Source organism: Sphaerisporangium album (assembly GCF_003323745.1).
GTDB lineage: Bacteria > Actinomycetota > Actinomycetes > Streptosporangiales > Streptosporangiaceae > Sphaerisporangium > Sphaerisporangium album.
Genome location: NZ_QOIL01000027.1, coordinates 68,196 through 94,514, shown reverse-complemented (window position 1 = coordinate 94,514; position 26,319 = coordinate 68,196). Strand labels below are relative to the sequence as shown.

23 protein-coding genes are annotated in these 26,319 nt (G+C 72.0%); 7 read left to right on the top strand and 16 right to left on the bottom strand.

Annotated elements, in window-relative coordinates; all coding sequences use genetic code 11:
• Positions 1-142: 142 nt before the first annotated feature.
• The 12 genes from DQ384_RS43400 to lysS all read right to left on the bottom strand — a co-directional run bounded on the left by DQ384_RS43400 (position 143) and on the right by lysS (position 13,455).
• The gene (locus DQ384_RS43400) at positions 143-598 is read right to left on the bottom strand and encodes a hypothetical protein (protein WP_245967000.1); all 456 of its coding nucleotides are present in this window, start codon (positions 596-598) and stop codon (positions 143-145) included.
• A 113-nt stretch (positions 599-711) separates the two neighbouring features.
• Positions 712-1,629: an SGNH/GDSL hydrolase family protein gene (locus DQ384_RS34995; protein WP_181871583.1), complete on the bottom strand. Its 918-nt coding sequence runs from the start codon at positions 1,627-1,629 to the stop codon at positions 712-714.
• Positions 1,630-1,746: 117 nt separating this feature from the next.
• Positions 1,747-2,091: a DUF488 domain-containing protein gene (locus tag DQ384_RS34990; RefSeq protein WP_245966999.1), complete on the bottom strand. Its 345-nt coding sequence runs from the start codon at positions 2,089-2,091 to the stop codon at positions 1,747-1,749.
• A 215-nt stretch (positions 2,092-2,306) separates the two neighbouring features.
• Positions 2,307-3,230 (bottom strand): N-acetylmuramic acid 6-phosphate etherase, encoded by a 924-nt coding sequence (murQ, locus tag DQ384_RS34985; protein ID WP_114033161.1) that lies wholly within the window; start codon positions 3,228-3,230, stop codon positions 2,307-2,309.
• Between the two features lie 123 nt (positions 3,231-3,353).
• Positions 3,354-4,277, bottom strand: a complete 924-nt coding sequence (locus DQ384_RS34980; protein ID WP_245966998.1) for a GNAT family N-acetyltransferase — start codon at positions 4,275-4,277, stop codon at positions 3,354-3,356.
• A 25-nt stretch (positions 4,278-4,302) separates the two neighbouring features.
• On the bottom strand, positions 4,303-5,352 hold the full coding sequence (locus DQ384_RS34975) for an ABC transporter ATP-binding protein (protein WP_114033160.1): 1,050 nt from the start codon (positions 5,350-5,352) through the stop codon (positions 4,303-4,305).
• A complete protein-coding gene (locus tag DQ384_RS34970; RefSeq protein ID WP_114033211.1) occupies positions 5,349-6,440 on the bottom strand; it encodes an ABC transporter ATP-binding protein in 1,092 nt (363 codons plus the stop codon). Before DQ384_RS34970 ends, DQ384_RS34975 begins: the two co-directional genes overlap by 4 nt.
• A 10-nt stretch (positions 6,441-6,450) precedes the next feature.
• Complete coding sequence (locus DQ384_RS34965; RefSeq protein ID WP_245966997.1) at positions 6,451-7,362, bottom strand: ABC transporter permease; 912 nt, start codon at positions 7,360-7,362, stop codon at positions 6,451-6,453.
• Positions 7,359-8,495: an ABC transporter permease gene (locus DQ384_RS34960; RefSeq protein WP_114033159.1), complete on the bottom strand. Its 1,137-nt coding sequence runs from the start codon at positions 8,493-8,495 to the stop codon at positions 7,359-7,361. The genes DQ384_RS34965 and DQ384_RS34960 overlap by 4 nt, the downstream gene beginning before the upstream one ends.
• A 3-nt stretch (positions 8,496-8,498) precedes the next feature.
• Positions 8,499-10,283, bottom strand: a complete 1,785-nt coding sequence (locus tag DQ384_RS34955) for an ABC transporter substrate-binding protein (protein WP_114033158.1) — start codon at positions 10,281-10,283, stop codon at positions 8,499-8,501.
• A gap of 377 nt (positions 10,284-10,660) precedes the next feature.
• A complete protein-coding gene (locus DQ384_RS34950; RefSeq protein WP_245966996.1) occupies positions 10,661-11,467 on the bottom strand; it encodes an SAM-dependent methyltransferase in 807 nt (268 codons plus the stop codon).
• A 272-nt stretch (positions 11,468-11,739) separates the two neighbouring features.
• Positions 11,740-13,455, bottom strand: coding sequence for a lysine--tRNA ligase (lysS, locus tag DQ384_RS34945; RefSeq protein ID WP_114033157.1), 1,716 nt, complete (start codon positions 13,453-13,455; stop codon positions 11,740-11,742).
• Positions 13,456-13,645: 190 nt separating this feature from the next.
• Between lysS and DQ384_RS34940 the strand changes: the two genes are divergently transcribed.
• A complete protein-coding gene (locus DQ384_RS34940) occupies positions 13,646-14,311 on the top strand; it encodes a DUF6461 domain-containing protein (protein WP_114033156.1) in 666 nt (221 codons plus the stop codon).
• Between the two features lie 126 nt (positions 14,312-14,437).
• Here DQ384_RS34940 and DQ384_RS34935 read toward each other — a convergent pair whose 3' ends face one another.
• Positions 14,438-14,923 carry a hypothetical protein gene (locus tag DQ384_RS34935; RefSeq protein ID WP_114033208.1) on the bottom strand — a complete coding sequence of 162 codons (486 nt, stop codon included), beginning with the start codon at positions 14,921-14,923 and terminating at the stop codon, positions 14,438-14,440.
• Between the two features lie 220 nt (positions 14,924-15,143).
• Here DQ384_RS34935 and DQ384_RS34930 point away from each other — a divergent pair, with 220 nt between their 5' ends.
• The 3 genes from DQ384_RS34930 to DQ384_RS34920 all read left to right on the top strand — a co-directional run bounded on the left by DQ384_RS34930 (position 15,144) and on the right by DQ384_RS34920 (position 17,776).
• A complete protein-coding gene (locus DQ384_RS34930; protein ID WP_114033155.1) occupies positions 15,144-15,593 on the top strand; it encodes a Fur family transcriptional regulator in 450 nt (149 codons plus the stop codon).
• A gap of 73 nt (positions 15,594-15,666) precedes the next feature.
• Complete coding sequence (locus DQ384_RS34925; RefSeq protein WP_220183295.1) at positions 15,667-16,092, top strand: hypothetical protein; 426 nt, start codon at positions 15,667-15,669, stop codon at positions 16,090-16,092.
• Positions 16,093-16,228: 136 nt separating this feature from the next.
• A complete protein-coding gene (locus tag DQ384_RS34920) occupies positions 16,229-17,776 on the top strand; it encodes an ABC transporter substrate-binding protein (protein WP_114033154.1) in 1,548 nt (515 codons plus the stop codon).
• A 25-nt stretch (positions 17,777-17,801) separates the two neighbouring features.
• Here DQ384_RS34920 and asnB read toward each other — a convergent pair whose 3' ends face one another.
• The gene (asnB, locus tag DQ384_RS34915; RefSeq protein ID WP_114033153.1) at positions 17,802-19,658 is read right to left on the bottom strand and encodes an asparagine synthase (glutamine-hydrolyzing); all 1,857 of its coding nucleotides are present in this window, start codon (positions 19,656-19,658) and stop codon (positions 17,802-17,804) included.
• Between the two features lie 166 nt (positions 19,659-19,824).
• The gene (locus DQ384_RS34910; protein ID WP_114033206.1) at positions 19,825-21,084 is read right to left on the bottom strand and encodes an RNA-guided endonuclease InsQ/TnpB family protein; all 1,260 of its coding nucleotides are present in this window, start codon (positions 21,082-21,084) and stop codon (positions 19,825-19,827) included.
• 32 nt (positions 21,085-21,116) lie between these two features.
• Between DQ384_RS34910 and tnpA the strand changes: the two genes are divergently transcribed.
• Entirely contained in the window at positions 21,117-21,545 is a 429-nt protein-coding gene (gene tnpA, locus DQ384_RS34905; protein WP_114033152.1) for an IS200/IS605 family transposase, read from the top strand.
• A 136-nt stretch (positions 21,546-21,681) separates the two neighbouring features.
• On the opposite strand, the gene DQ384_RS34900 is transcribed toward tnpA, so the two are convergent.
• Positions 21,682-22,329 carry a nucleoside/nucleotide kinase family protein gene (locus DQ384_RS34900; protein ID WP_245966995.1) on the bottom strand — a complete coding sequence of 216 codons (648 nt, stop codon included), beginning with the start codon at positions 22,327-22,329 and terminating at the stop codon, positions 21,682-21,684.
• Between the two features lie 431 nt (positions 22,330-22,760).
• On the opposite strand from DQ384_RS34900, the gene DQ384_RS34895 reads away from it, so the two are divergent.
• Together DQ384_RS34895 and DQ384_RS34890 are read left to right on the top strand one after the other, a co-directional pair.
• Positions 22,761-23,861, top strand: coding sequence for a lytic polysaccharide monooxygenase auxiliary activity family 9 protein (locus tag DQ384_RS34895; RefSeq protein ID WP_114033151.1), 1,101 nt, complete (start codon positions 22,761-22,763; stop codon positions 23,859-23,861).
• Between the two features lie 142 nt (positions 23,862-24,003).
• Positions 24,004-26,310, top strand: a complete 2,307-nt coding sequence (locus DQ384_RS34890) for a sialidase family protein (protein ID WP_114033150.1) — start codon at positions 24,004-24,006, stop codon at positions 26,308-26,310.
• Positions 26,311-26,319: the final 9 nt, after the last annotated feature.

Below are 26,319 nucleotides of genomic sequence, written 5' to 3'. Positions count from 1 at the left end.
AAATATGCGGCATGATCCGATTTAATGGGACGGGACGGCGCCGTCACCAGATCTCTCCCGGGCTCAAAGGGTCGCCTAGGGGGCACGGAAAACGCTTCCCACCGGCGGCGACGCCCTCGGGCACCGCCGCCGGGCGGGCGCGTCATACGAACGCGTAGCACTCGACCTCGGCGCGGCGCTCGGTGAGGCCCGCCTTCACCAGGTAGGCCACGCAGCGGCGCTCCCGCTTGTTCAGCTTGAGCGTGCCGCAGACGGTGATGCCGGAGTACGTCCGGCAGTCGAGATTCTCGTTGTACGCCCCGATGCGGTAGTTCGTCCGCACCGCCAGGCGGCACTGCCGGCGCGCCTTGCGGGTGTCGGCGTAGCGGCACTGGTTGTAGAGGATCTTGTACTGCGCCGCGCTCACGGTCGTCTCGGCCGCCCGCCTCTTGCCCACCGCCGGAGGAGGTGTCTCTCCACCCCCGCCTCCGCCCCCGGTCACGACGGACGTGACCGGGCCGGGTGCGGCGGCGACGGACGCCGACACGGCGCCCTGGGTCGCGACGGGAGCCGAGGCGGTGAAGACGAGCAGCGCGGTCACGGCGAGTATGCGGTTCATGTGTGCTCTCCCCTGTGCCAACGATCACGCGCCGCGTTCGCGGCCGGGCTACCGGCGGGGGACAACGTGTCGATACCCGGACGTGCCGGAAAAAACGCATACGAGACCCGCCGTCACCTGCGCGGATCCGGAGCCGACACGGCCGCCAGCACCGTCTCGGCGATGAGCCGGTGCCCCTCGGCGCCGGGATGGTCGCCGTCGGCGGCCAGTAGCCCGGTGTCGTCGCGCGTCCCTTCCTCCCCCTTGAACGCCGTGTGGAGGTCCGCGAACAGCGCGCCGGACGCGGCGGCCGAGGCGGCGAGCGCCGCGTTCACGGCCACGGTGAGCCGGTCGCTGCCCGCGACGTACTTCGGGCCCCGGGCGCGCCCGGCGGCGCCGTCCAGGAAGACGTTCCAGTAGCCGGTCACGACGACACGCCCGCCGGGCCCCCGCAGGGCGTGGATCCTGCTCAGAAGGGCGTCCATGTTGGCCCGCAGCCGCTCCAGCGCCGTCCCGTAGCAGGCGAGGTCCGCGCCGCACGCGTCGTCCTCGACGCCCTCCTCCTCGAAGTCGTTCGCCCCGATCGTGATGACGGTCAGATCGGCCCCCGCCACGCCCGCCCGCACGGCGTCGTCGTCCAGCATGTCCAGCAGGCCCTGGGTGGTCAGGCCCGCGGCGGCCAGGTTCGGCCCGGCGACCGGCGTGCCCTGGCGGGCCGACAGGCTCTCGGCGACGAGGGAGACGTAGGAGACGCACTCGCACGCCGACCCGGCGGGCACCGAGTCGCCGAGGCCGAGGACCGACTCCACCGCCCGACGCCCCTCACCCACCGCCGGACCCGCGGCCCCCGGGGAACCCGTACCTCCCGGCGAGCCCGCGACCAGTGGCGAGCCCGCGCGCCATGGCGCCGCGAGCGCCGTGTGCGTGCCCGGCACGCCCGACGCGGAGGCGACGTCCAGCGCCACCGCGGACGTCGCGGCCGTGGCGAGGATCGTCACGGCCGTCCCGAACCGGCGGGACCGGAACCTCTGATGCGCATACCCCGAGAACATGCTGAGAGAAGCTACTCCTGTCGACGGCCGCCGTTCGCGCTTTGCGTGCGATTCGCCACGTCGCGCCGGCATCGGCGAACGACGGGCGAAGAATCCGGCGGAAGGTTGCTGTGAAGGTCAGCCCGCCTGGCCGAGCAGGCGGGCGAGGACTGCGGCGTGGCTGATCCGCACGTCCCTCGTGGCGGTGAGGAGGGTCAGGGGCGGCTCATGGAGCAGTTCGCGCAGCCACTCCAGGGCGGGACGATGGCGTGGGTCCTCCAGTTCGGCGAGGTAGCGGCGCTCGAACTCCGGGAACCTGTCCGGAACGTGGCCGTACCAGGCCCGCAGCTCGTCGGACGGCGCGATGTCCTTGAGCCACAGGCCCACGTCCGCGGCTTCCTTGCTCAGGCCCCTCGGCCAGAGACGGTCCACCAGGACGCGCGTCCCGTCCTCCGGGGAGGGGTCGTCGTACACACGGCGCACTCGTACAGGCGAGGGCATCTCCTCCCCGTCCGACGCGGGCGCCCAGTCGTGGTCACCGGCGGGACGCCGCTCCGATGGCTGAGGTGAGTATGCCCGACTATGTGGGCTTTCATCCCATCCTGAGTCGTTCACGTGCCACGGACATGAGGCGTTCGGGGATCACCCACGCCCCGGGAATCACCCCGTCGAGGCGGGGCCGCGCCATCGGGGCGGGGTCAGGCCGTCGGGGCGGCCGCGGCCGCGTCCAGGGCGTTGTCGAGGCGGCCGTCGAAGGCGGCGAGCAGGAGGCGCGCCTCGTCGGCGTCGAGGCCGCGGGCGATCATTACTACGGCCGTCTTCACCTCGTGCCCGGCGGCGGCAAGGGCGCGGCGGGCCTCGGCGACGTCCGCGCCGCTGATGTCGGCGACGATGCGCGCCGCCCGGTCGACGAGCTTGGCGTTGCTCGCGGACACCTCGATCATGTAGTTCCCGAACGTGCGGCCGCACTTGATCATCGAGATCGTCGAGATCATGTTCAGGACGAGCTTCTGCGCCGTCCCGGCCTTGAGCCGGGTCGACCCGGTGACCACCTCGGGGCCGACGATGACCTCGATCGCGTGGTCGGCGGCCTCCGACAGCGGCACCCCGCCGTTGCAGGACAGCCCGACGGTGAGCGCGCCGAGCCGTCGGGCCTGCGCCACGGCGGCCACGACGAACGGCGCCCGCCCGCTCGCGGAGATGCCGACCACCGAGTCCAGGGGCCCCACCCGCTGCTCGCGGATCGAGGCGGCGCCCGCCTCGGCGTCGTCCTCGGCGCCCTCCACGGACCGGGTCAGCGCGCCCTCGCCCCCCGCGATGATGCCGCGCACGACCTCGGGGTCGGTGCCGAACGTGGGCGGGCACTCCGAGGCGTCCAGCACCGCGAGCCGCCCGGAGGTGCCCGCGCCGACGTACAGCAGTCGGCCGCCGTCACGCATGCGGGCGGCGATGTCCTCGATCGCGGCCGAGATCGCCGGGACGGCGCGGGCCACGGCCCCCGGGACGGTGGAGTCGGCGGCGTTCATCAGCCGGGCGATCTCCTCCGTGGGCAGCCGGTCGATCCGGCGGTAGCGCGGATCGCTCTGCTCGGTCGTGGCCAGAACTGCTGGCGGTCGGGTCATAAGTCCTCATGCCGAAATATCCCGAAATCGGGGGTCGCGAGGGGCTGTGCTTGTGGCCGCGCCTCCGGCGCGGCGGTCCGGGGCGCCTGAGAGCCGGTGTTCTTCCGCCGCGCCCCGAACAGGTCAGGGGATGGACCGGTTGTAGAGCCAGAATGCGCGCTCCACCCACGCCCCGGCGGTCTTGGCGTAGAAGGCCAGCGGTCCCACCCAGCCGATCTGGGCGGTGCGCTGCCCGGCCGCCGTCATCTCGCGCAGGCACCGCCGCAGCAGCACGCTGCCGACCCCGAGCCCGCGCGCGGACTCGGCCGTCCCCATCGGGCCGAACCACAGGGGGCGGGCGCCCCACGCCGCGAAACCGAGGATCTCCCCGCCCCGGACGGCGTAGTGGCAGCCGGTCGCGTGCTCGGCCTCCCACGCCCACGCGTCGTTCCAGTTCTCGCGGGCGAACGCGACCACCTCGTCCCGCCCGCCGGGGGGCGCCGCGCGCACGGTCGCCCCCGCCGCCGCGAGCCGGGCGAGGTCGTCCTCCTCCGAGGGCCCCCAGGCATAGCCGGTCCGGGCGGCGGGCGGCCCGGCGGACGCGTCCCGGGCGCCGTATTCGGCCAGATCGACGGTCATGTTCCAGGCGACGCGGTACCGCTCGTACCCCAGGCTCTCGGCCAGCAGGATCGCGGGCGTGTAGCGGACGTCGATGCCCGGCCAGGCGTAGCACGGCGGGTTGGCGGCGAGCCGCGCCTCCCGCACCCCGTGCTCGCGCAGCCAGCCCTCGGCCGCGACGACCAGGGCCCGGCCGAGGCCCCGGCACCGGGCCGGGGGACGCACGGCGAGCAGGTCCACGTGGCCGACGCCGGGGATGGACGAGGTGGACGCGAACACCACCCCTTCGAGGCCGGAGGTGACCAGCGCCGTCCACGCGCGGCCCTCGGGCGGGGCGGCCAGCCGGGCGACGAGCTGCGGCGCCTCCTCGGCGTCCAGCGCCAGCGCCTCCCGCGCCAGCTCGCCGATGGCCGGCATCTCGCCGGGGGCGGCGACCCGGATGCCGGTCACGCCGCCTCCGGGCGAACGGGACTCCTCATGCGGCCTCCTCGGGGATCACGCTCCGCCGCACCGGGTGGAAGCAGGCGTGCTCGTGCGGCGCCGCGCCCGGCGCCTCCGGCAAGGGGGCGAGCCCGCCGATCGGCGGCTCCTCGACCCGCATCAGCTCGGGCAGCTCGGCCGTGCACCGCTCGGTGCGGAACGGGCATCTGCGCGCGAACAGGCAGCCCGAGTCCGCGTGGCGCTCGTCCAGGGCCTCGGTCGGCACCACGCGCTCCCGCCCGGGACGCTCCAGCCCGTGCAGGACCGGGATCGCCGACAGCAGCGACTGCGTGTACGGGTGGACGGGACCCGAGATGACCGATTCGGTGAGCCCCCGCTCGACCACCTGCCCCCGGTACAGGACGTACAGCTCGCCCTCGTCGCCGATGTACCGCGCGGTGGCGATGTCGTGGGTGATGAACAGCACACTCACCCCGAGCCGCTCGCGCAGGTCCTTGAGCAGGGCGAGGACGCTGAGGCGCATCGACACGTCGATCATGGAGACCGACTCGTCGGCCACCAGCATCTCCGGGTCCACGGTCAGCGCGCGGGCGATGACCACGCGCTGGCGCATGCCGCCGGAGAGCTGGTGGGGGTAGCGGCCGAGCACGTACCCGGGGTCGATGCCGACCAGGGACAGCAGCTCCTCGGCGCGGTCGTCCACCCAGGACGACGGGCGCCCGGTGCGGCGGGCGCGCAGGGCGAGCGGCGCCTCCAGGGTCTGGTGGATCGTGCGGGTCGGGTTGAGCGCGGAGTACGGGTCCTGGTGGATGAGCTGGATCTTGCGGAACTCCGCCTCCCGCCGCTTGGGCCGCAGCGAGGACATCGGCGTGCCGTCGATGACGATCTCGCCGGACTCGTAGGTCTCCAGGCCGGCGATGATGCGCCCGAGCGTGGTCTTCCCGCAGCCGGACTCGCCGATGAACGAGACCGCGCCGCCCTTCGGGATGCTGAAGTCGACCCCGCGAAGCGCCCGCACGTCGCGGCCGCCGAGCACGTTGCCGCGCTGCCTGTAGGTCTTGGTGATTCCGGTGCCGCTGATCACGCGTGCTCCCCCCGTCCGGCGGCGGACGCGTACGGCTCCCGGGCGTGGCAGGCGACGGTCCGCTCCTCGCGTCGCACCGGCAGGGGCGCGGACGTCTCGCAGACCTCCATGCGCAGCGGGCAGCGCTCCCGGAACACGCACCCCTGCGTGGGCAGCGTGCCGAGCGTGGGCGGCCGTCCAGGCAGGGCGCGGGCCTCGGCCGGGTCGCCGGACAGCCGCGGGATGGCCCTGATCAGGCCCTGGGTGTACGGGTGGCTGGGCGCGCCGAGGACGTCCATGGTGGGCCCGTGCTCGACGACCCGCCCGCCGTACATCACGGCGAGCCGGTCGGTGACCTCGGCCGCCACGCCGATGTCGTGGGTCACCATCAGCGTGGTGAGCCCGCGCTCCTTGTGCACCTCGCGGACGATGCGCAGGATCGTGGCCTGCGTGATCATGTCCAGCGCGGTGGTGGGCTCGTCCAGGATCGCGAGCCGGGCGTTGAGCACGAGGGCGAGCATGATGCCGACCCGCTGCCGCATCCCGCCCGACAGCTCGTGCTGGTGGGAGTCCAGGACGCGGGCGCCGTCCAGGCCCATGCGCTCCAGCAGCGCCCGCGCGTCCCGGACCAGCGCGGCCAGGTCGTCCACGCCGTGCGAGCGGCCGAGGTCGAGCAGTTGCTTGCCGACCGTCTTGAGCGGGTTGAGGGAGTTCTGCGCGGCCTGGAAGACGTACCCGAGGTGACGCCCGCGCGCGCCGCGCAGCTCGTCCCCCTTGAGCTTGAGCACGTCGCCGAGGCCGTCGACCTCCACGCTGCCGCCGGCGATGCGGCCGGGTGGCTGGACGGCGTTGAGCAGCGACAGCGCCAGCGTCGACTTGCCCGAGCCGGACTCGCCGACGATGCCGGTGATCGTGCCCGGGTCGATCGTGAGGGAGACGCCGCCGAGGGCGGGCAGCTCACCGAGCGGGGTCTTGTAGACGACGGTGAGGTCGCGCACGCGGACGCCCGGCGGCGGCCCCGCGTCGGGACGCGGGGCGCCGCCTGGGACGGCGCCGCCCGAGACGGTCCCGGCGGGGCGGGAGCGCCTCAGGAGCCGTGGCGCGTTCATGGTCACCGGGTTACTCCTCACGCAGCCGTGGGTTGAAGATCTCGTCCATCGCGTCGACCACGAGCACGATGCCGAGGGTCAGCAGCAGGATGGCCAGCAGCGGCGCCAGCAGGTACGGAAGCGCCGCCGCGCTGGTCAGGGCGCCGCCGCCGAAGACGGCGAGGTTCAGCATCACGCCCCAGTTGTTGGAGTCGAAGGGCAGGACGCCGAGGAAGAACAGGCCGACCTGCGCGTAGATCGCGCCGGTCACCGCGATGAGCATGTTCATCGCGATGTACGGCGCCATGCCCGGCAGCAGCTCGCGCACGATGATGTGCCGGGTGGGCAGGCCGAGCCCCCGGGCCGCCTCGATGAAGCCGCGCTCGCGCAGCGACAGCGTCTGCGAGCGGACGGCCCGCGCGATGCCGCCCCAGCCGAGCAGGCCGAGGACCAGGCCCATCTCCAGCGGGCCCTCGAACTTCCAGACCGTCGAGAGCACCAGCAGCAGCGGAAGGCCGGGGATGGTGAGCTGAAGGTCCGTGATCCGCATGAGCACGGTGTCCCAGCGTCCCCGGTGGAACCCGGCGAGCAGCCCGAGCGCCGTGCCGACCGCTACCGTGATGATCGCGGTGGCCAGGCCGGTGAGGATGACGTACCGGGCTCCCGTCACGACCAGCGCGAGGACGTCGGTGCCCTCGAAGTCGGTGCCGAAGGGGTGGGCCAGGCTGGGCGCGGCGTAGAGGGCGTTGTCGTCGCGCGGGAGGTGGGCGGGGTACAGCATCGGCCCGAACACGGCCATCAGCGCGAACAGGGCGATGATGGCCACCCCGGCGATGCGGCTCGGCTTGCGGCGCAGCACGCGGCCCACGCCCCGCCAGAAGTTGCGGCGCAGGGTGGCGCGGGCGCCGCCCTGGCCTCCGGGGAGCATCGCGGTGACGGTCATGCCGCGCCTCCCGTCCGCACACGGGGGTCGATCACGGCGTACAGCAGGTCGGCCGCGATGTTGGCGACGATCACCGCGACCGTGGTCACCAGGAAGGTGCCGCCCATGAGCGCGTAGTCGCGGGCGCCGATGCTGTTGACGAGCAGCAGCCCGAGCCCGGGGTAGTTGAAGATCCGTTCGATGAAGATCGCGCCGCCGAAGAGCATGCCCAGCGACAGCGCGAGGATCGTGAACAGCGGCAGGATCGCGTTGCGGGCGATGTACCGGAACAGCACCCACCGCGACAGCCCGCGCAGCTCGGCGGCGAGGATGAAGTCGTCGCCGAGCACGGTCGCCACGCTGGACTTCATCGCCAGCACCCAGCCGCCGTAGCTGGCCAGGGCGTACGTCAGCACGGGCAGCGTGGCGTGCTGGATCAGCGAGGCCAGGTAGGGCCCGTTGAGCCCCGGCGTGAACTCGACGTCCACCGGGCCGCCCGCGGGGAGGATCGGCCACAACGTCGTGAAGATCGCGAGGACGAGCAGGCCGAGGACGTACTGCGGCACGCCGTGCAGCAGCGAGCCGGAGATCGCCAGCGCGTCGCCCAGCTTGCCCGAGCGCTTGATGCCCGCGTAGACGCCGAGCGTCACCCCGAGCAGGAAGCTCAGCAGCGTGCCGCCGAGGACGGGCAGGATCGTCCACGAGGCGGCGTGGGCGATCAGCGTGGTGACCTCGGTGCCGGGCGTGCTGAGCGACTGGCCGAGGTCGAGGTGCAGCAGCGCCTTCAGGTAGTCGACGTACTGCTGCCACAGCGAGCCCGTGGGCAGGAAGCCGTACAGGGCGGCGGTCGCGCGCTGCGCCTGGTCCGGGGACATGCCCCGCTCGATCAGCGCCTCGTACTGGCCGAGGACCGGATTGCCGGGGATGTTGCGGATGATCACGAAGCTGATCGTGGTGACCACCCAGATCATGGCGAGCCCGCGCACCAGATGGCCCGCGAGGCGCCGCCGGACCGCGCGGCCCGCGGCCCTCCTGCCCGCCGGGTCGGGGGCGATCGGCGCGTCGGCCGTGCCCACGTCGTCGGCCGAGCCTGTATGGCCCGTTCTGCCCCCCCGGCCTGCCGGGGAGGCGTCACGCGTCGCGAAAAGCTTCATAGGCTACTTCTTCTCGATCATCCCGAGCTGCATCCACACGCCCGCGGGAAGCCGCAGCGCCTCACTGCCGGCCGGAGGCCAGCCGGTGTAGCGGGTCGTGTTGACGAACTGGGTGTTGACGTAGTCGTAGAGCTGGATCACCGGGAGCTGCTGGTTCGTCAGCCCCGCGAGCGTGCCGACGATGCGCTTCTGCTCCTCCGGCGTGGCCAGGTTGAGGCGGTTGGTCAGCTCGCCGGGGTTCACCCCGCCGACGACCTCGGGGCCGCCCATCCAGTTGCCGTCCTTGCCGGGCGGCGAGTGGCGCAGCCGCCCCGCGAGCAACGACCAGCCGTTGGCCGAGCCGTAGAGGCGCTGGTAGATGTTGTACGGCGACGGGCCGAGCGCCATCAGCCAGAAGCCGATGTCGAGCTTGCCCGACGCGAGCTCGTCCAGGTAGAGCGTGTAGTCGGCCGAGGTGGTCACGGTCGCGTCGATGCCGTGGTCGTTGAGCTGGCTCGCGATCGACTTGGCCGCCGCCACCCAGTCGGAGAACTCGGCGGGCACGGTGAGGCGCACCTTCCAGGGCTTGCCGTCCGGCATCGCCCACAGGCCGTTCCTCTTGACCATGCCGGCCGCCTTCAGCTCCTTCGTGGCCTTGGCCGGGTCGACCTTGTACGGGTTCAGCTTCGCGAGCCCGTCGCCGAGCCACGCCTTGGCCGCGCTGGCGTGGATGCCGGTGGTGGTGACGGCCGGCGTGCCCGCCTCGGGCGAGGCGACCCTGGTGAGCTGGCCGCGGTCGATCAGGTAGGCCAGCGCGCGGCGGACGTGCACGTTGTCGTACGGCTTGTGCGCCTGGTTGAACGCCAGCGACGCCGCCACCGGGGAGTACCCCTTGCGGATCTCGTTGCCCTTGGTGGCCTTGATGCGGGCCATGACGGCGGCCGGCACCGCCGTGAACGGCGCGTTGTCGAGCTTGCCGGAGACCAGGTAGTTCCAGATCTGCTCGTTGCCGGTGTAGTTGAGCACCTTGACCTTGTCCGGCACGATCTTGGCGGCGTCGTAGAAGTAGGGGTTCTTCTTCAGCAGCGCGGCGCCGGGGTTGATCCGCTCCAGCACGAACGGGCCCGCCGAGACGTCCGCGGGCGGCGAGAAGCCGATGACCTTCTGCGCCAGGCCGGTGATCACGGCCTTGGCCTTGTCGGCGGCCGGGCCGGTGCCCTGGGCGGTCTTGAGCGTGGTCCAGAAGCCGGCGGGCAGCAGCGAGCCGTAGACGTGGGCGGGGACGACGACCGTCGACAGGACGTTCCTGAGGAACGCGTTGCTGCGGTTGGACCCCTGGGTGATCTTGACGGTCTTGGCGTCGACCACCGTGATGTCGGCCGCGGCCCCGGCCGCGCCGGAGTTGACGGTGTACGCGCTGCCGCCCTGCGTGTAGGCGAGGCCGATGGACGTGCGGACGTCCTCGCTGGTCACGGGCTTGCCGTCCGACCAGCGGGCCTGCGGGCGCAGGTGGATGACGACCTCGCCCTGACCGGGCGTGACCGACCAGCTCCCGGCCAGGCCGGGGTAGAAGAGGTCAGGGTTCATCAGGTCGTTCTTGGGCCAGCCCAGCGACATCGCGTCGTAGCCCATGAACGTGCTGCCCTGCGGGTTGAAGGGGTTGATCGGCGCGCTGGCGTCGATCTGCTTCGAACCGTCGATCGTGGTGTATATGCCTCCAGCCCCGCTGGAGGAGGTGTTCCCCGTGGTGCCGCAGGCGGTGGCTGTGGCGACCACCGCCAGGGCGGCGATCGCTGTGAGTCGCTTCATCAAAAGTGCTCCAGGTCCCCGATTGCCAGGACCATACGGGCGCCAGGACAGGGTGGTCAATTTTTTCGTTCACACAGCTTAGCATGAAGCTATCTTTTATCTAGCCCTCTACCTGCGACGATGTGCCCAACCGGCGGGCGGTGGCGGCCATGACGGGGCTCGGAGGGGGCCGCGCGTGAGATCGGCCACACCGGCGGCGCGGGGGCTCGGAAGGCGGCCCCATCGCGCGAAGGACCGCGCACGCGAAGGGGCGGCGCGCACCTGACCCGCGCACGCGAAGGGCCGGGTGGACGCTTACCCGTGCGCGCGAAAGGACCCCGGCCGGAGACCGGGGTCCTTCGAGATTCGCAGGTGCGGCGGGGCGGAGGCCCGAGCCGTCAGACCGCCCGTCCGAGGCCGCCGACCGCGCCCGCCTCGCCCGACCTGACCAGCGAGAGAGGCACGTCCGGACGCCAGTCCTGAAGCTCCACGACGCCGGGCTCGACCAGTTCCAGGCCGTCGAAGAAGGCGCGCACCTGCTCGACCGAACGGGACTTCGTCCCCGGCACGGTCGTGCGGCTGAACACCTGGTGGCCCTGGCGCTCCTGCTCGTCGCTCAGGGGCCGGAGCGAGCCGTGCGAAATCACCAAGTGGCCGCCGGGACCGAGGGCGTCCTTCATGGCGGTGACGACGCGCGCGGCCTCGTCGTCGTCCGGGACGAAGTGCAGCACGCCGACCAGCAGGATCGCCACCGGCCGGCTGAAGTCCAGGTGGGAGCGGATCTGCTTGTGGCCGAGCAGGGCCTCGGGGTCGCGCATGTCGGAGTCCACGGCGATCACGCGCTCGTTCTCGGCCAGCAGCGCGCGGGCGTGCGACAGGACGATGGGGTCGTTGTCGACGTAGGCGATCCGGGACTCGGGGGCGAGCTCCTGGGCGACCTGGTGGACGTTGCGCTGCGTCGGGAGCCCGGCGCCGACGTCCAGGAACTGGCGGATGCCCTGGCGGCTCAGGTAGGTCACCGCGCGGACCAGGAACTCGCGGTTCTCGCGGGCGATGTCGCGGATGTTCGGCAGGATCTCGATGATCTTCTCGGCCGCCTCGCGGTCGGACGCGAAGTTGTCCTTGCCACCGAGGTAGTAGTCGTACATCCTCGCGACGCTCGGCGTGAACGGATCGACTCCCGCTGGTGCCTTCGGCTCGTTCACGCCACTCCTCGCCCGGTACTTGGTACATCAAGGATCTTAGGGGATTCGGCGGTGGATGCGGATTTCTACGCCAATCCCGGGATATGTGGCGACCAATGCACGAGACCCGACAGACCGCCCAAGCCCGTAATTCCAGAGAAACGCGAACCGGGCGGCCGACACGCGCCAGGACGCCGCGAAGCCCATGCCGTCGGCCACACGGTCGCGAGAGAACCCGGAGAAAGGAGAAGGGCCGCCCCGGGAACATCCCGGAACGGCCCTCGTCGCAGAACTCAGCCGCCGAGGAGCTCGCGCACCCGGTCGGCGCCGGCCGCCAGCAGCAGCGTCGGCAGGCGCGGCCCGGTGTCCCGCCCCACGAGCAGCGTGTAGAGCAGCGCGAAGAACTCGCGCTGCGCGACCTTCAGCTCGGGCGTCGGCTTGGCGTCGGGGGTGAGCCCGGCCTGGACCTTCGGCACGCCGTACACCAGCTCGGTCAGCCCGTCCAGCGACCAGTGGTCGTCGAGCCCGTCCAGCAGCAGGCGCAGCGACTCGCGCTCGCGGTCGCCCAGGGACGCCAGCAGCGCGGCGTCCGGCTCCTCGCGCACGCGGGTGCGCTGCTCGGCCGGGACCTGCGTGGTGACCCAGCGCTCGGCGCGGTCGAGCCGGGGCCGGGTCTCGTCCAGGGACGTGATCGGGTGCTCCGGGTCGAGGTCGCGCAGGATGCGCAGCGTCTGCTCGGCGTGGCCGGTGGTGATATCCACGATCGAGGCCAGCGTGCGGTAGGGCAGCGGCCTCGGCGTGGTGGGCAGCGGACCCGCGGCGGTGGCGGCCGCCCGGCCGTACGCGGCCACGTCGGCCGGCAGGGCCGTGCCCTCGTGAACCTTGCGCCGCAGCGTGTCCCACTCGTCGTAGGTGCGCTGGATCTCCTGGTCGAAGGCGATCTTGAACGACTGGTTCGGCCTGCGCCGCGCGTACAGCCAGCGCAGCAGCGGCGCCTCCATGATGCCCAGCGCGTCGGCCGGGGTCGGCACGGCGCCCTTGGAGCTGCTCATCTTGGCCATGCCGCTGATGCCGACGAACGCGTACATCGGCCCGATCGGCTGCTCGGCGCCGAAGATCTCCTTGACGATGTGCCCGCCGACGACGAAGGACGACCCCGGCGAGCTGTGGTCGACGCCGGACGGCTCGAACACCACGCCCTCGTACGCCCAGCGCATCGGCCAGTCGACCTTCCACACCAGCTTGCCCCGGTCGAACTCCGAGAGCCGGACGGTCTCGGAGTGGCCGCAGACGCAGGTGTAGGACAGCTCGGTGGTCTCGTCGTCGTAGGCGGTGACCGTGGTCATGTCGCGGTCGCACACCGAGCAGTACGGCTTGTACGGGAAGTAGCCCGCCGCGGCCGTCCCGTCGTCCTCGCTCGCCGCGCCCGAGCCCTCGGCCGCCGCCTCGGCGGCGGCGGCCTCCGCCTCGTCCAGCCCCTGCTGCGGGGCCTTCTTGGCCGCCTTGCCCTTGGTGCGGTAGCGGTCGAGGATCTCGTCGATGCGCGCCCGCTCGCGCATGGCGAGCAAGATCTGCGAGCGGTAGGCGCCGGAGGTGTACTTGGCGGTCTGGCTGATGCCGTGGTACTCGACGCCGAGCTCGGCCAGCGCGGCGATCATCGGCGCCTTGAAGTGCTCGGCCCAGTTCGGGTACTCGCTGCCGGGCGGGGCGGGCACGGAGCTCAGCGGCTTGCCGATGTGCTCCGACCACGACGAGTCGACGCCCGCGGGCACCTTGCGGAACCGGTCGAAATCATCGAAGGAGATGATGTGGACGACCTCGTGGCCCCGGCGGCGGATCTCGTCGGCGACCAGGTGAGGCGTCATGACCTCACGCAGGTTGCCCAGGTGGATCGGGCCCGAAGGGCTGAGCCCCGACGCGCAGACGATCGGTTTGCCGGGAGCGCGGCGCTCCGCCTCGGCAATGACCTCGTCCGCGAATCGTGAGACCCAGTCGGCCTCAGCGCTCATAGCCACGATGGGCACATCCTTCCTAGAAAGCCTGACGCCTCCATTGTCCCGGACCGCCGCAGTGGACCGTGCACCCCGCGCCGGGCGCGCCGCCGTCCCCGCCATACCGAACGCGGCGAGCGCCGGATTTCTGTCGGACCGTCCTGGCAAGATCATGCCGCAGGGCCGAAACCGTCGAAGGGATCGCGCGATGGCCGACGCGACGGCAGCCGACTACGCCTGGTTCGAAGAGAAGTACGGCGACAGCTTATGGGCGTCCGGTTTCTGCCTGACGTTCGTCCGCGACCTGTCCCCCGAGGAGGCGTTCCGCCGCGTCGGCGTGGCGGGCCGGCCGGCGGACGACCCCGGCAAGACGTCCGACGCCCGGCCGATCGCCGCGTACGCCGCGATCGGCGGCGCCGTCCTGCTGGAGGACGAGGGTCGCGCGGGCACGCTGACCGAGGTCACCCGGCGTCTCTCGGCGGGCACGGTGACGGCGGCCGTGTGCCACGACGCCGAGGACGGGCCGCAGTTCCTCTTCGCCGCCGACGGCCACCTCGTCACAGGCTTCGAGCCGGGCGCCCCGGACGGCCGCTGGGGCGCGTCCCCCGACCGGCTCCTCCCCCAGATGCGCGCCCTGGACCTGCCCACCGATCACGACGACGCCGGCGAACCGGCCGAGGGCGTTGCCGACCACCATGCCGACCACCATGCCCACCACTATGCCGACGACATGGCCCCGGATACGGACGAGGACACGGCGGCCGACGCCCTCCTCGCCGCGATGGCCCTCGCCGAGCGCGTCACGGGCGTGCGCCTGACCTGGCGCCACCTCGCGCGGCCCGCCCTCGTGGGCTCGGCCGCGCACCTCTACTGAGCGACTACCGAGCGACGCCCCCGGCCACGGAACGTGGCCACCGAGCCACGGTCAAAGCCCCGTCAGACCTCTCCCCTCACCGTCAGGGCGTCTCGGAGCATCCGCCGGGGCGTCTCGGAGCACCCGTCAGGGCGTCTCGGCGATCTCGATCAGCTCGATGCCGGAGAAGGCCGCGGCCAGGACCTCGTTCCACGAACGTCCCGAGGCGGCGAGCAGGTCGGTGATCAGCAGCGGCGCGTGCCGGGCGACCTCCGCCCCGTCCAGGGTGAACCCCTCGGGCCCGGACTGGTGCAGGCCGAGCGCCCCGGCCACCAGGATCACCACGACATCGGCCTCGACGCCGGGGAACCACTCCGCCGCCGACCGCACGCAGTGCCCGACCAGGCCTCGCACGTCGTCCGCGGTCAGCCCGTCGGGGTGCAGCTCCTCGAGCAGGGACCGCACCACCGCGCCCAGCACGTTGCCGACCTGCTCGGAGTCGAGCGCGGCGAGCCGCGTCGCCTCGGTCTGGAACGCCTCGGCGTCACGGGACCGAGCGGCCCGCACCGCGCCGGTCGCCGCCTCGGCGATGGCCCGCGCGGGCTTGGGCAGGTGACGCCAGGTAACGCTCATGGCCTCGTTCTCCGGGTGGGGCGACGGGACGACGGACGCCAGCATGCCACGCCCGCGCCACCGCCACCCCCGGGGCGAAGCCGCGCCCGTCGGACCGGTGCGGCGCCCGGCCCACGCCGCCACCCACGGGGAACGCCTAGGCACCCGTACGCGTTGGTAATGTTCGTAGGCGCGGCGGTGTTCCGCGGCCGGTGATCGTCACGACGCGGGAGGGCTCAGCATGACGTCACAATCGGCCCAGACCACACCCCAGCTCGACCGGCCCCCGACCCGGGGCACCCGGGTCAGGGGAACCCGGCAGGCTGAGGCGCTGGTGTCGGTGCTGGGCAAGCTGTCCGGGTTCCACAGCGCGCAGGAGATCCACGCCGAGCTGCGCCGCCAGGGCGAGCAGGTCGGCCTGACCACCGTCTACCGGCACCTCCAGGTGCTCAGCGAGAACGAGATGGTCGACGCGATCCGCGACGAGAGCGGCGAGACGCTGTACCGCCGCTGCGCGACCGGCCGCCACCACCACCACGTGACCTGCCGCTCGTGCGGGCGCAGCGTCGAGGTCGAGGGCAAGGCCGTCGAGCGCTGGGCCGACCGCGTCGCGGCCGAGGCGGGGTTCGTCGAGGTCGACCACACGGTCGAGATCTTCGGCATCTGCCCCGAGTGCGCCCCCGCCCGCTGACCCTTACTCCCGCTCCCCCCGAATTGTCGTACCCGATGCCTAGGCTGCTCGGTGCCGGACAAGGGAGGTAGTCGTGGATCTCGATCTCGAGAATGCGGTGGTCAGGTTGTGCGCCGAGGGGATGCGCGCGGAGGCCGAGGGCAGGCCCGAGGACGCGAGGCGGCTGTTCGACCAGGCGTGGGCCGAGCGGTCCGACGACTTCGACGCCTGCGTCGCGGCCCACTACGTCGCCCGCCAGCAGGACTCCGCGGAGGAGGTCCTGCTGTGGAACGCCGTGTCGCTGCACCACGCCCACGCGGCCGGCGACGACCGCGTCACCGAGTTCTACCCGTCGTTGTACCTGAACATGGGGGCGTCGCACGAGCTTCTCGGCGACCCCTCCGAAGCCGAACGCTACTTCCGCCTGGCCGCCGACCACGCGGCCGCCTTGCCCGCCGGCCCGTACGGCGACATGCTCCGCCAGGGCATCACCGAGGGCCTGAACCGCGTGACCCCCTGACGGGCCGCCGGGTCACCGTCCCCCGGGGGCCGGGTCGTCGTTCGCCGTGCCGGGGGCGGGGACCGGGGCGTTTTCGGCCACGAAGGGGAGGCCTTCTCCACTAGCGTGATCCCTCCCGCCTTCGTGGAGGTCGAGAATGCCCGCTACGCGACGCGCCACCCTGGCCGCCGCCGCGCCCCTGATCGCCCTGGCCGCCCTGGCCCCCGCGGCGTCCGCCGCCGAGGACGGCGAGATCACGGTCGCCGCCTGCCCGCCGGGCACCATGGAACCCGCCGAGCTGGACGAGGACTGCGGGGGCGAGGCGCTCGGCGCGATGTTCACCGGGCTCGTCGAATACCTGCCCGGCGGGCCCGCCACCCGGTACGCCGTGGCGTCCTCGATCACCACCAGGGACAACAAGGTCTTCACCGTACGGCTGAAGAAGGGCTGGCGCTTCCACGACGGCACCGAGGTGAAGGCCCGCAACTTCGTCAGGGCCTGGAGCCACGGCGCCCGCGCGAGCGCGAACGGCTCCTACTACTTCGACCACATCGCCGGGTTCGGCAAGCCCACGCGCACGGGGGTGCTCTCCGGGCTGAAGGTGGTGGACGATCACACGTTCACGATCACGCTGAACGAGCCGTTCGGGGGGTTCGTCCCCATGCTCGGACGCCTGGCGTTCGCGCCCCTGCCCGATTCGTTCTTCGCGAGCCCCGCCGAGTACCACAAGGCCCCGGTGGGCAACGGGCCGTACCGCTTCGTCTCACGCACCGACCAGGACGTCACCGTCGAGCGGTACGACGACTACAGCGGCACCGCCCTGCCCGCGGCCACCCGGATCGTCTACCGGACCTACTCCGACTGGGACGCCGCGTACAAGGCGCTGCGGGACGGGCAGGTCGACTTCGCGCCAAACCTCCCGCGCACGACGGGGCTCGGCGGGCGCGTGGTGAACACGCCGTCGGGCGGCATCCACGTCCTGAACTTCCCCATGAAACAGCCCAGGATCTCGGGGAACGCCGACTTCCGCCGGGCCGTCTCCATGGCCATCCCACGCGAGGCCGTCGGCGAGGAGTTCGGCGCGAGCCGCGTTCCCGCCGACTCCTTCGTACCGCCGCCCACCCCGGGCGCGCGGCGGGGGACCTGCGGAGAGGCCTGCGCCTACGACCCGGCCGGGGCACGCGCCGCCCTCGCCAAGGCCCGCGCCGCCGGGTTCACCCCGCCCAGGACCTTCACCATCTACTACAACGCGGACGCGCGGAACACGCGGTGGGCCAGGCTCGCCGCCACCGCCGCCACCAAGGCGCTGGGCGGCCAGGTCAAGGTGGTGGCCAAGGGCGTGCCGACCTTCGCCGACCTGCTGAGCCGGGCGACGCGGGGCAGGCTCGCGGGCGCGTACCGCTGGGCGTGGCTCCTGGACACCCCTCACATGTCCGACGTCCTGGCGACCTACCGCACCGGGAACTCCAGCAACTTCACCGGCTACAGCGACAAGGGCTTCGACGCCCTGCTCGCCGCCGCCGACCGCACCCCGTCCCCGGCCAGGGCCGCGACCCTCTACCGCCGCGCCGAGAAGATCCTCGCCCGCGACCTGCCGGCCATCCCCCTCTTCTTCTACCGCAACGTGGCCGGCCACTCGGACAGGCTCTCCAACGTCCACACGACCCTCTTCGGATCGCTGGACGTGAGGTCCGTAGAACTCTGACGCCCCCGCCGTCTCGGAGCGGACGCTACAGGCTGACCCGCACCCGGTAGCGTTCGAGCCAGGCGTTGAACTGCAGGAAGCCCTCCAGCGCGGCGCGGACGTCGTGGCGGCTCACCGAGTCCTGCGGCAGGTCCAGCAGGGCGCGCACCTTGGCGACGTCCACCAGCGGCTCCGCCGCGACATGCCCCGACAGGACGCGGGCGGCCCGCTCGCGCAGCGCCTTCTCGTACGCGGGGTCCTGCGTCGAGGGGTACGGGCTCTTGCGCCGTTCCAGCACCGACCTGGGCAGCAGGTCGGTGACCGCCGCGCGCAGGAGGCTCTTCTCACGCCCGTCGAAGGTCTTCAGCGCCCACGGCGCGTTGAAGACGTACTCCACGAGCCGGTGGTCGCAGAACGGGACGCGGACCTCCAGTCCGACGGCCATGCTCATGCGGTCCTTGCGGTCCAGCAGGATCTGCACGAACCGGGTGAGGTGCAGGTAGCTGATCTCGCGCATGCGCGCCTCCAGCCCGGTCTCCCCGGGCAGACGCGGCACCTCGTCCAGCGCCTGGCGGTAGCGGGCCGCGCGGTAGCCGGGGATGTCGAGCTTGCGGGCGAGGTCCTCGTTCAGCACCTCCTCCAGGGCGGTGAACCGCTGCCCGCCCTGCGCGGCCAGCCAGGGGAAGGTGCCGGAGTTGACGGCCTCGGGGTCGTGGAACCACTTGTACCCGCCGAACACCTCGTCGGCCGACTCTCCGGACAGCGCGACCGTCGAGTGGGCGCGGATGGCCTTGAACAGCAGGTACAACGAGGTGTCCATGTCGCCGATGCCGGTGGGCATGTCGCGGGCCCGCAGGACGGCGGAGCGCACGACGGGGTCCATGAGGTCGCCGGAGTCCAGGACGATGTCGGTGTGCTCGACGCCGAGGCTCTTCAGGTGGCGGACCAGGTCGTGGACGTACGGGGTGTCGGGGGTGTCGCGCATCTCGTCGGGGCTGAAGTGCTCGGTGTAGCCGACGAAGTCGACCGAGAACGAGCGCAGCTTGCCCTGTCCGTGCTCGTGCAGGGCCCGGGCGGCGAGGGCGGTGACCGCGCTGGAGTCCAGGCCGCCGGACAGCAGCGTGCACAGCGGCACGTCCGAGATCAGCTGGCGTTCGACGATGTCGTCGAGCAGTCCTCGGACGGTGCGGACGGTCGCGTGCACGTCGTCGGTGTGCTCGTGCGATTCGAGCTGCCAGTAGCGCTCCTTGGCGACGCCGTGGCGGTTCACGACGACGACGGAGCCGGGGCGCACCTCGTACATGCCCTGGTAGATCGCGCATTCCGGGGTCTTGACGAAGGAGAGCAGCTCGCGCAGGCCCTCGGCGTCGACGACGGGCCGGCAGAGCGGGTTCGCCAGGATGGCCTTGGGCTCGGAGCCGAACAGCACGCCGTCCGGGGTCGGGTAGTAGTACAGGGGTTTGATGCCCAGGCGGTCGCGGACGAGCAGGAGTTCCTCGGTGCGGGCGTCCCAGATGCCGAAGGCGTACATGCCGTTGAGGCGGGTGGGGAAGCCGATGCCCCACTCCAGGTAGGCGCGGAGGACGACCTCGGTGTCGCTGCGGGTGCGGAATCGATGGCCCTTCGCGGCCAGCTCGGCGCGTAGTTCGAGGAAGTTGTAGACCTCGCCGCTGTAGGTGAGGACGGCCTGGACCTCCTCGTCCTCCTCGGCGGTCATCGGCTGGCGGCCGCCCTCGAGGTCGATGATCGCCAGGCGGCGGTGGCCCACGGCGCCGTGGGGGGAGATCCACATGCCCTCGTCGTCGGGCCCCCGGCACGCCATTTGCTCGGTCATGTCGTGAAGCGTGTTCCTCGACTCCCGGAGATCCCTGCCGTAGTCGACCCATCCGGTGATTCCGCACATCTCGACGACCCCACGTCCCGTCGGAAGAAAAGCGTCTTACCAGGTCAAACAGCCACGAAGGACACAGATATGCCCGCATACACGCCAAGAGCATCCCCTGCGAAGCCCTCGGCTCGTTGAACTCCTCTCCGGCCTGAAGGCCGGAGATTCTCCCGTCGCGTCGCGCTTAAGCGGCGCGCGGGGGTTGACGCTTCACAGACCGGGCAGCCCCGAGGTCTCCACGTCCTGACACCACAGTTCCTGCGGCGTTGCGAATGTTGATCGCGGCGTTGGTGTCGGCGTGGCCGGTCCATCCGCACGCGGGGCTGGCGCACGAGAACCGGGTGCCGTCACGCGAGGCCGCGTCGCGGTGCCCGCACCGATGGCAGGTCTGCGAGGTGCCCGGGGCGGGGACCTTCACCACCAGCCCGCCGCGATCACGGGTCTTGTACTCCAGAAAGGTGACCGTGCGGCCCCACGCCTCGCCGGTGATGGCGCGGTTCAGCCCCGCCTTCTGCATCACGTTGCGGCCGGGATGTTCGATCGTGCCCTTGGCAGAGCGAACCATGTTCGTGATCTTCAGATCCTCCACCACGACCACGCTGAAGGTGCCGGCGAGTTCGGTGGTGGTCTGGTGCTGCCAGTCGACGGCTCGGCGCTTGGCTTTCGCACGGAGCCTGGCCATCTGGTCATAGGTGCGGATCAGCCGATGAGAGGTCCGCTGCCCGGGGGTACGGGCAGCGCGCCGGCGGGCGGATTTCTTCTCCAGGCGGCGCAGGTGCTCGCGCTCACCGCCGGTGAGCCAGGGGCCGTGCTCACGCATGGTCTGGTCCGACAACGCCAAGGCGACGGTGATCCCCCGGTCGATCCCCACGGCTGGACCGGGATGGGGGCCGGTGACCGGAGCGGCCATGGTCTGGGTCCGGAACACGATCTGCCAGCCGAAGGCGTTTTTGACCAGCCGAGCTCCGGTGATCCGTCCGGCCGGGCCGCCCCTGGTGACGCCGGGCAGGTGTCTGGTCCACCGGAACCGCACCCGCCCGGCCTTGGGCAGGCTGACCGCACCCCACCGCCGGTTGACCCGCTTGATCTGCAGGTCGCGGGCCTGGGGCACATCGACTGCCGCCCGGGATCGCAACCGGGCCTTGAACGCCGGGCGCTTGGCGGGGTGATCGGGGTCGAAGTGGTTCACCCACGCCTGCCGGTAGGTCTTCAACACCGCCTGAGCCGCCTGGGCGGGCAGTTGGCCCATCCAGTCGATCTCGCGACGGGCCGCTCGGATCGCCTCGTCGCACTGTTTCAGCGTCGCGAACCGGCCCTGCCGGAAGGTGAAGTACTCGTGCAGCAGGTTCCACAGCGTGCGGGCGGTGTGCGCTTGTGCGTCCAGCACCGCCGCCTGGGCCGCGCTCAACTCCAGGCGGGCCACATGCGCCCGGGTCTGCTTCATCTGCTCCACACGCTGACCGTACCGTTTGGTTTATGTCACCGAGATGGGAACCGAACCGTGATGTGCGCACGGGAAGGCATGTCGTTCACGACCTTCATGCCCATTTGGTGTTCGTCACCAAGTACCGGCGTGGGGCCTTCACCGACCCGATGCTGGTCCGTTGCGAACAGATCATGCGGGAGGTCTGTGCCGACTTCGAGGTCGAACTTCGCGAGTTCAACGGCGAGGACGACCACGTCCACCTGCTGGTCCACTATCCGCCCAAGGTGGCCTTGTCCAAGTTGGTCAACTCGCTGAAGGGGGTCTCGGCTCGGATGCTGCGCAAGGAGTTCGGCGGCCACGTCCGCAAGTACCTGCAGGACGACCACTTCTGGTCCGGCTCCTATTTCGCCGGGTCGGTCGGCGGGGCCCCGCTGACCGTGCTCAAGCAGTACATCGAGCAGCAGAAACGACCGCTCTGATCGAGATGGACGCCGGTTCGCCTGGCGGCGAATCGGCTGTTCCTGCCCCGCTACGCGGGACAGTCCGCTTCACCCCCGGCCTGAAGGCCGGAGCACTACGGACGAACCCGGTAGGGACGGGCGGGCGGGGGCACCGTCAGCGGTCGATGACCGCCGGGTGCTGGGGGTCGTCGACCCGGACGACCACGTCGGCGAGATCCCTCGGCGCGGCCTCGTCCTCGTACCGGGCGTAGGCCGGCAGGGTCCAGCGCTGGTCCTCGGGCGTGCGCCGGGCCAGCGCGCCCGGCGAGAGCCACAGGTGCACGGTGAGGTCGAACGCCAGCCAGCGGCCGAGCATGAGCGCGCCGTCCATGATCAGCACCCCGCCCGGCGGGACGGTGACGTACGGGGCGCGCGTGGCGCGGTCGATCACGCTGTCCCACAGCGTGGGGATGACCTTGCCCGAGCCGCCCGGCTCCAGCGGGTCGAGGACCTCGCGGGCCAGCGCGCCGACGTCGAGCCAGTCGTCGTAGAAGGCGTCGGGCTCGGTACGGCCGAACTCGAAGCGCAGCGAGGCCGGGCGCAGGAAGTCGGACGCGGAGACGCGCATGACCTCGCGCCCGCGCACGCGCAGCGGGTCGATGAGCGCGTCCGCGAGGTCCCCCGGACGCGCCGGCGGCGCGCCGTCCAGGGCGACCCGCACCCGGGCAGGGGCGGGCGTCGCGGCGATGCGGTCGGCGAGCTCCTCGACCAGCGCGGCGGGCGAGATGGGGCGTACGTGCACATCCCCATCCTCGCCGATCATCCGGCCGCTCCCCGCCGCCGTCAGGCCCGCCGCGACGAGATCACCAGGACCCGGCGCAAGGCCGTGAAAGATCGCCCGACCCGAACTCCAAGGCCCATAATGCGAAACTTTCACGACATTTCACGAAACTATCACCGTGCACAAACCCGCCGCGCGCCTCTCACCTGCGGCGGAACCCTGGCCCTCGCCCCCGCCCCCGTCCCTCGCCCGCCGCGCCGATTCACACCGGAAGGGCGGCGACCTAGAGTTCATGACGCGTGAGCGCTTTCGCATGACGGCTCCTGCCCCACGGCGGCGACCGGTTACCTCAGCAGGCCCCCGGTGACTCATTGACGTGCTAGGCGTCCGTGCTCGGAAACGTGCCGGACGCGGTGCCGCCATGCGTCCCCGCGTCCCCGGGGTCCTGCGTCGTGACCCCCGAAAGGTGTTCCATGAGAAAGCGACGAAAGATCGGCTTCACGGGCGCGGCGACCCTGCTCGCCACCCTGCTCCTCGTCGTGCTGCTGCCCGGCCAGGCGTCGGCGCACGGCGCCATGATGATCCCCGGCAGCCGTACCTATCTGTGCTGGAAGGACGGCCTCACCCAGTCGGGCTCGATCCAGCCCAACAACCCGGCCTGCGCGGCGGCGGTCGCGCAGAGCGGCCCGAACTCCCTCTACAACTGGTTCGCCGTCCTGCGCTCGGACGGCGGCGGCCGGATGAGCGGTTTCATCCCGGACGGGAAACTGTGCAGCGGCGGCGCGGTCGTGTACGACTTCAGCGGCTTCGACCTCGCCCGCAACGACTGGCCGGTGACCCACCTGACCGCCGGGCGTAACATCCAGTTCCGGTACAACAAGTGGGCGGCGCACCCGGGCTCGTGGCGCACCTACATCACCAAGGACAGCTGGAGCCCGACCCGCCCGCTGGCCTGGAGCGACCTGGAGAGCACCCCGTTCTACACCGCCCAGGACCCGCCGAGCGTCGGATCGCCCGGCAGCGCGGACTCCTACTACTACTGGAACGCGACCCTGCCCTCCGGCAAGAGCGGCCGGCACATCATCTACTCGGTGTGGCAGCGCTCCGACAGCCAGGAGACCTTCTACAACTGCTCGGACGTCGTCTTCGACGGCGGCAACGGCGAGGTGACGGGGGTCGGCCCCGGCGGCGGCGGCCCCAGCCCGACGCCCACACCCACGCCCACCCCGACGCCGACCGTGACCCCCACGCCGACGCCGACCCCCACCAGCGGCCCCGGCGGGTGCTCGGCGACGTTCAAGGCGACCAGCACCTGGTCGGGCGGCTACCAGGCCGAGGTGACGGTCAAGAACAACGGCACGTCGGCCCTCAACGGCTGGACGACCGCCTGGACGCTGCCCTCCGGCACCACGATCAACAGCCTGTGGAACGGCGTCCATACCGTGAGCGGCAGCGGTATCACCGTCAAGAACGCCGACTACAACCGGACCATCGCGGGCGGCGGCACGACGACCTTCGGGTACGTGGCCTCCGGAACCCCCGGAACGCCCACCCTCACCTGCACCAGCCCCTGACAGCACGCTGAGACGGCGCCGCCCGCGCGGGCGGCGCCGTCGTCGCGGCCGGACGCGCGGGCCGCCCGCCGAGGGTGAACAACCGGTTAATGCCCATCCGGACCACGCGCGCCGCGCCTGCGCGTCGTGTTGGCTTCTTCCCATGAGCCCCGCCAACGCCGCGCGCGCCTCAAGATCCTGGCCCGACGCCGACGTCGTGGGAACGGCGGTCGGCAGACCCGTCACCGTGTACAAATCGGTCGACACCTCCGCCGGGGGCGAGCTGGCGCACGAGGGGAACCGCGTCCCCGACATCGTGGCGCTCGACGCGCGCACTCTGGTCGTCGGCTGGCGCGCGGGCGTCCGCGACGACCGCGACCCCTCCCCGACCGACCAGGGCTCCATCCTGTTCGCGCGCTCCACGGACGGCGGCGCGACCTGGACGTCCGGCACGCTGGCCGCGGCGACGTCCACGCACCGCTATCACTTCGTGATCTTCCTGAACGACGCCGGGACGCTGTACGCGCTCCTCGGCCGCATCACCGTCGCCACCGACCGCGACGCGCAGGGAGAGGTCGACGGCTTCCCGGTGGCGATGGTCGCCAAGCGCAGCACCGACGCCGGCCGGACGTGGGCGGACTTCCCCATCACGGTCCAGGTGCCGGGAAACCGGCGGGGCGTCGTGGTGGCGGGCAAGCCTCTGAAGCACGAAGGGGTGTGGCTGCTGCCGTTCTGGCGCGAATCGGGCGGCGCGACCCGCGCGGGCGTGCTGCGCTCCACGGACCTGGTGACCTGGACGCCGGGAGGGCTGGCGGCGAACCCGCCGGACATCGGCATCGAGGAGCCCCAGCTCGTCGAGTCGCACGACGAGCCGGGCACGCTGATCATGATGGCGCGCACCCTCGACAAGCGGGGCGGCACGTCGCCCGCGCAGCGGGACGCGTACTACCGCACCCACGCGGTCCACGCGGCCACGTGCACGAGCAGGGACGGCGGCCTGACCTGGTCCCCCATGGTGCTGGACCCGAACATCCCGAACTACTACGTCAAGGGGTTCCTCACCCGGGACGCCGACGGCCGCTACCTGACGATCTACAACACCCTCGCCGGCCCGTTCACCGGCTCGGGCGCGAGCAAGCCGGACCAGTACCGCGAGGTCCTGTGCTACAAGATCAAGCGCCCGGCCGCCCCGTGGGGCCCCGGCCGGCTCTTCGCCGACGGCGCCCGGCTGACCACCGGCGCCGCCCGCGGCTGGGACGTGTACGCGAGTGCCGACGAGTACGCCCCGGGCCGCTTCTTCGTGGTGTGGGAGCACAACCAGACGGACATCAGGGTCGCGCCGCTCGACATCAGCACGTCGTTCACCGGCGTCGGCGGCGGCTTCGGCGACCTGTCGGCGTGGACGGTGGCCACGGGCGGCGGCACGGCCGGGCTCGACGGCTCGGGCCGCCTCCACCTGGCCAACGCCGAGCCCGGGGCCACGACCGGCTTCTCGGGCGTGACCCAGATGTACGGCCCGGCGAGCGGGTTCGTCGCGTCGATCCGGGGACGCGTCGTCTCGCACTCGCGGCTGAACCCCGCCACGGGCGCGGGGGCGGGGCTCGCGCTGAAGGTCGCCACGGGGGCCAGGCGGCTGATGCTCGCCCTCCAGGCCGACGGGGTGTACTCGTTCGTCCAGGGCACGACCGGGTGGAGCCGCGTGCACGCCGTCCAGGTGGACACCTTGGCGCCCCACCTGTGGCAGGTCGCGGTCGGCGCGGGTGGCGACGCCGTCCTGTACCTCGACGGCGCCGAGACCGCGGCGCGGTGGGTCGTGGCCGACTCCCGGGAGACGCCCCGCGTGTCGGTGTGGTGCTCGGGCACGGCGTCCGCGCCGTCGGAGGCGCTGGTGGACGCGGTGGAGGTCGTGGACGACGTCGCGAGCAGCGCCTGGGACGCGTTCGGCGACTGGACGCTGGACGGGGCGGGGGGCTCGGCCGAGGTGGCGGACGGCATGCTGCGCCTGCGCAGCACCGGGCGGAGGTCCTCCAGCGCGTCCATCGGGCTCGACGTCGCCGACGGCTGCGACTTCACCCTGGAGTTCCGCGGCCGGGTGGACGACGACAGCGCGCTGAACCCCGCGAGCGGGGAGGGCGTCAGCCTGGGCGCCAAGGTCGCCAACGGCCACCGGCGCCTCATGCTGACGATCCAGAAGGGCGGGGTCTGGACCATGCGCAAGGGGTCGGACGTGTGGGAGAGGGTCCACGCCACGAACACGGCCGCCGCGCCGTCCACCTGGAGGGTCACGGTCGGGTCCTCGGGCGTGGCCCGGCTCTACCGCGACGGCGCGGACACCGGCGCCACGTGGGTGGTGCAGGACAGCCGCGAGAGCCCGCAGGTGACGCACTGGGTCACGGGGACGGCGGGCGGCAACGCGGCGCGGGCCCGCGTCGAGTGGACGCGGGTCACCGCGACCCCGCCCGGCGCCTGAGCCGGGAAC

Excerpts from the sequence above, each read along its gene's own strand:
- tnpA (WP_114033152.1), top strand. The coding sequence starts at position 21,117 with ATGTCACCGAGATGGGAACCGAACCGTGATGTGCGCACGGGAAGGCAT.
- DQ384_RS34960 (WP_114033159.1), bottom strand. The coding sequence starts at position 8,495 with ATGAAGCTTTTCGCGACGCGTGACGCCTCCCCGGCAGGCCGGGGGGGC.
- DQ384_RS43400 (WP_245967000.1), bottom strand. The coding sequence starts at position 598 with ATGAACCGCATACTCGCCGTGACCGCGCTGCTCGTCTTCACCGCCTCG.
- DQ384_RS34900 (WP_245966995.1), bottom strand. The coding sequence starts at position 22,329 with ATGATCGGCGAGGATGGGGATGTGCACGTACGCCCCATCTCGCCCGCC.
- DQ384_RS34930 (WP_114033155.1), top strand. The coding sequence starts at position 15,144 with ATGACGTCACAATCGGCCCAGACCACACCCCAGCTCGACCGGCCCCCG.
- DQ384_RS34895 (WP_114033151.1), top strand. The coding sequence starts at position 22,761 with ATGAGAAAGCGACGAAAGATCGGCTTCACGGGCGCGGCGACCCTGCTC.
- DQ384_RS34890 (WP_114033150.1), top strand. The coding sequence starts at position 24,004 with ATGAGCCCCGCCAACGCCGCGCGCGCCTCAAGATCCTGGCCCGACGCC.
- lysS (WP_114033157.1), bottom strand. The coding sequence starts at position 13,455 with ATGAGCGCTGAGGCCGACTGGGTCTCACGATTCGCGGACGAGGTCATT.
- DQ384_RS34995 (WP_181871583.1), bottom strand. The coding sequence starts at position 1,629 with ATGTTCTCGGGGTATGCGCATCAGAGGTTCCGGTCCCGCCGGTTCGGG.
- murQ (WP_114033161.1), bottom strand. The coding sequence starts at position 3,230 with ATGACCCGACCGCCAGCAGTTCTGGCCACGACCGAGCAGAGCGATCCG.
- DQ384_RS34955 (WP_114033158.1), bottom strand. The coding sequence starts at position 10,283 with ATGAAGCGACTCACAGCGATCGCCGCCCTGGCGGTGGTCGCCACAGCC.
- DQ384_RS34940 (WP_114033156.1), top strand. The coding sequence starts at position 13,646 with ATGGCCGACGCGACGGCAGCCGACTACGCCTGGTTCGAAGAGAAGTAC.
- DQ384_RS34910 (WP_114033206.1), bottom strand. The coding sequence starts at position 21,084 with ATGAAGCAGACCCGGGCGCATGTGGCCCGCCTGGAGTTGAGCGCGGCC.
- asnB (WP_114033153.1), bottom strand. The coding sequence starts at position 19,658 with ATGTGCGGAATCACCGGATGGGTCGACTACGGCAGGGATCTCCGGGAG.
- DQ384_RS34965 (WP_245966997.1), bottom strand. The coding sequence starts at position 7,362 with ATGACCGTCACCGCGATGCTCCCCGGAGGCCAGGGCGGCGCCCGCGCC.
- DQ384_RS34935 (WP_114033208.1), bottom strand. The coding sequence starts at position 14,923 with ATGAGCGTTACCTGGCGTCACCTGCCCAAGCCCGCGCGGGCCATCGCC.
- DQ384_RS34920 (WP_114033154.1), top strand. The coding sequence starts at position 16,229 with ATGCCCGCTACGCGACGCGCCACCCTGGCCGCCGCCGCGCCCCTGATC.
- DQ384_RS34970 (WP_114033211.1), bottom strand. The coding sequence starts at position 6,440 with ATGAACGCGCCACGGCTCCTGAGGCGCTCCCGCCCCGCCGGGACCGTC.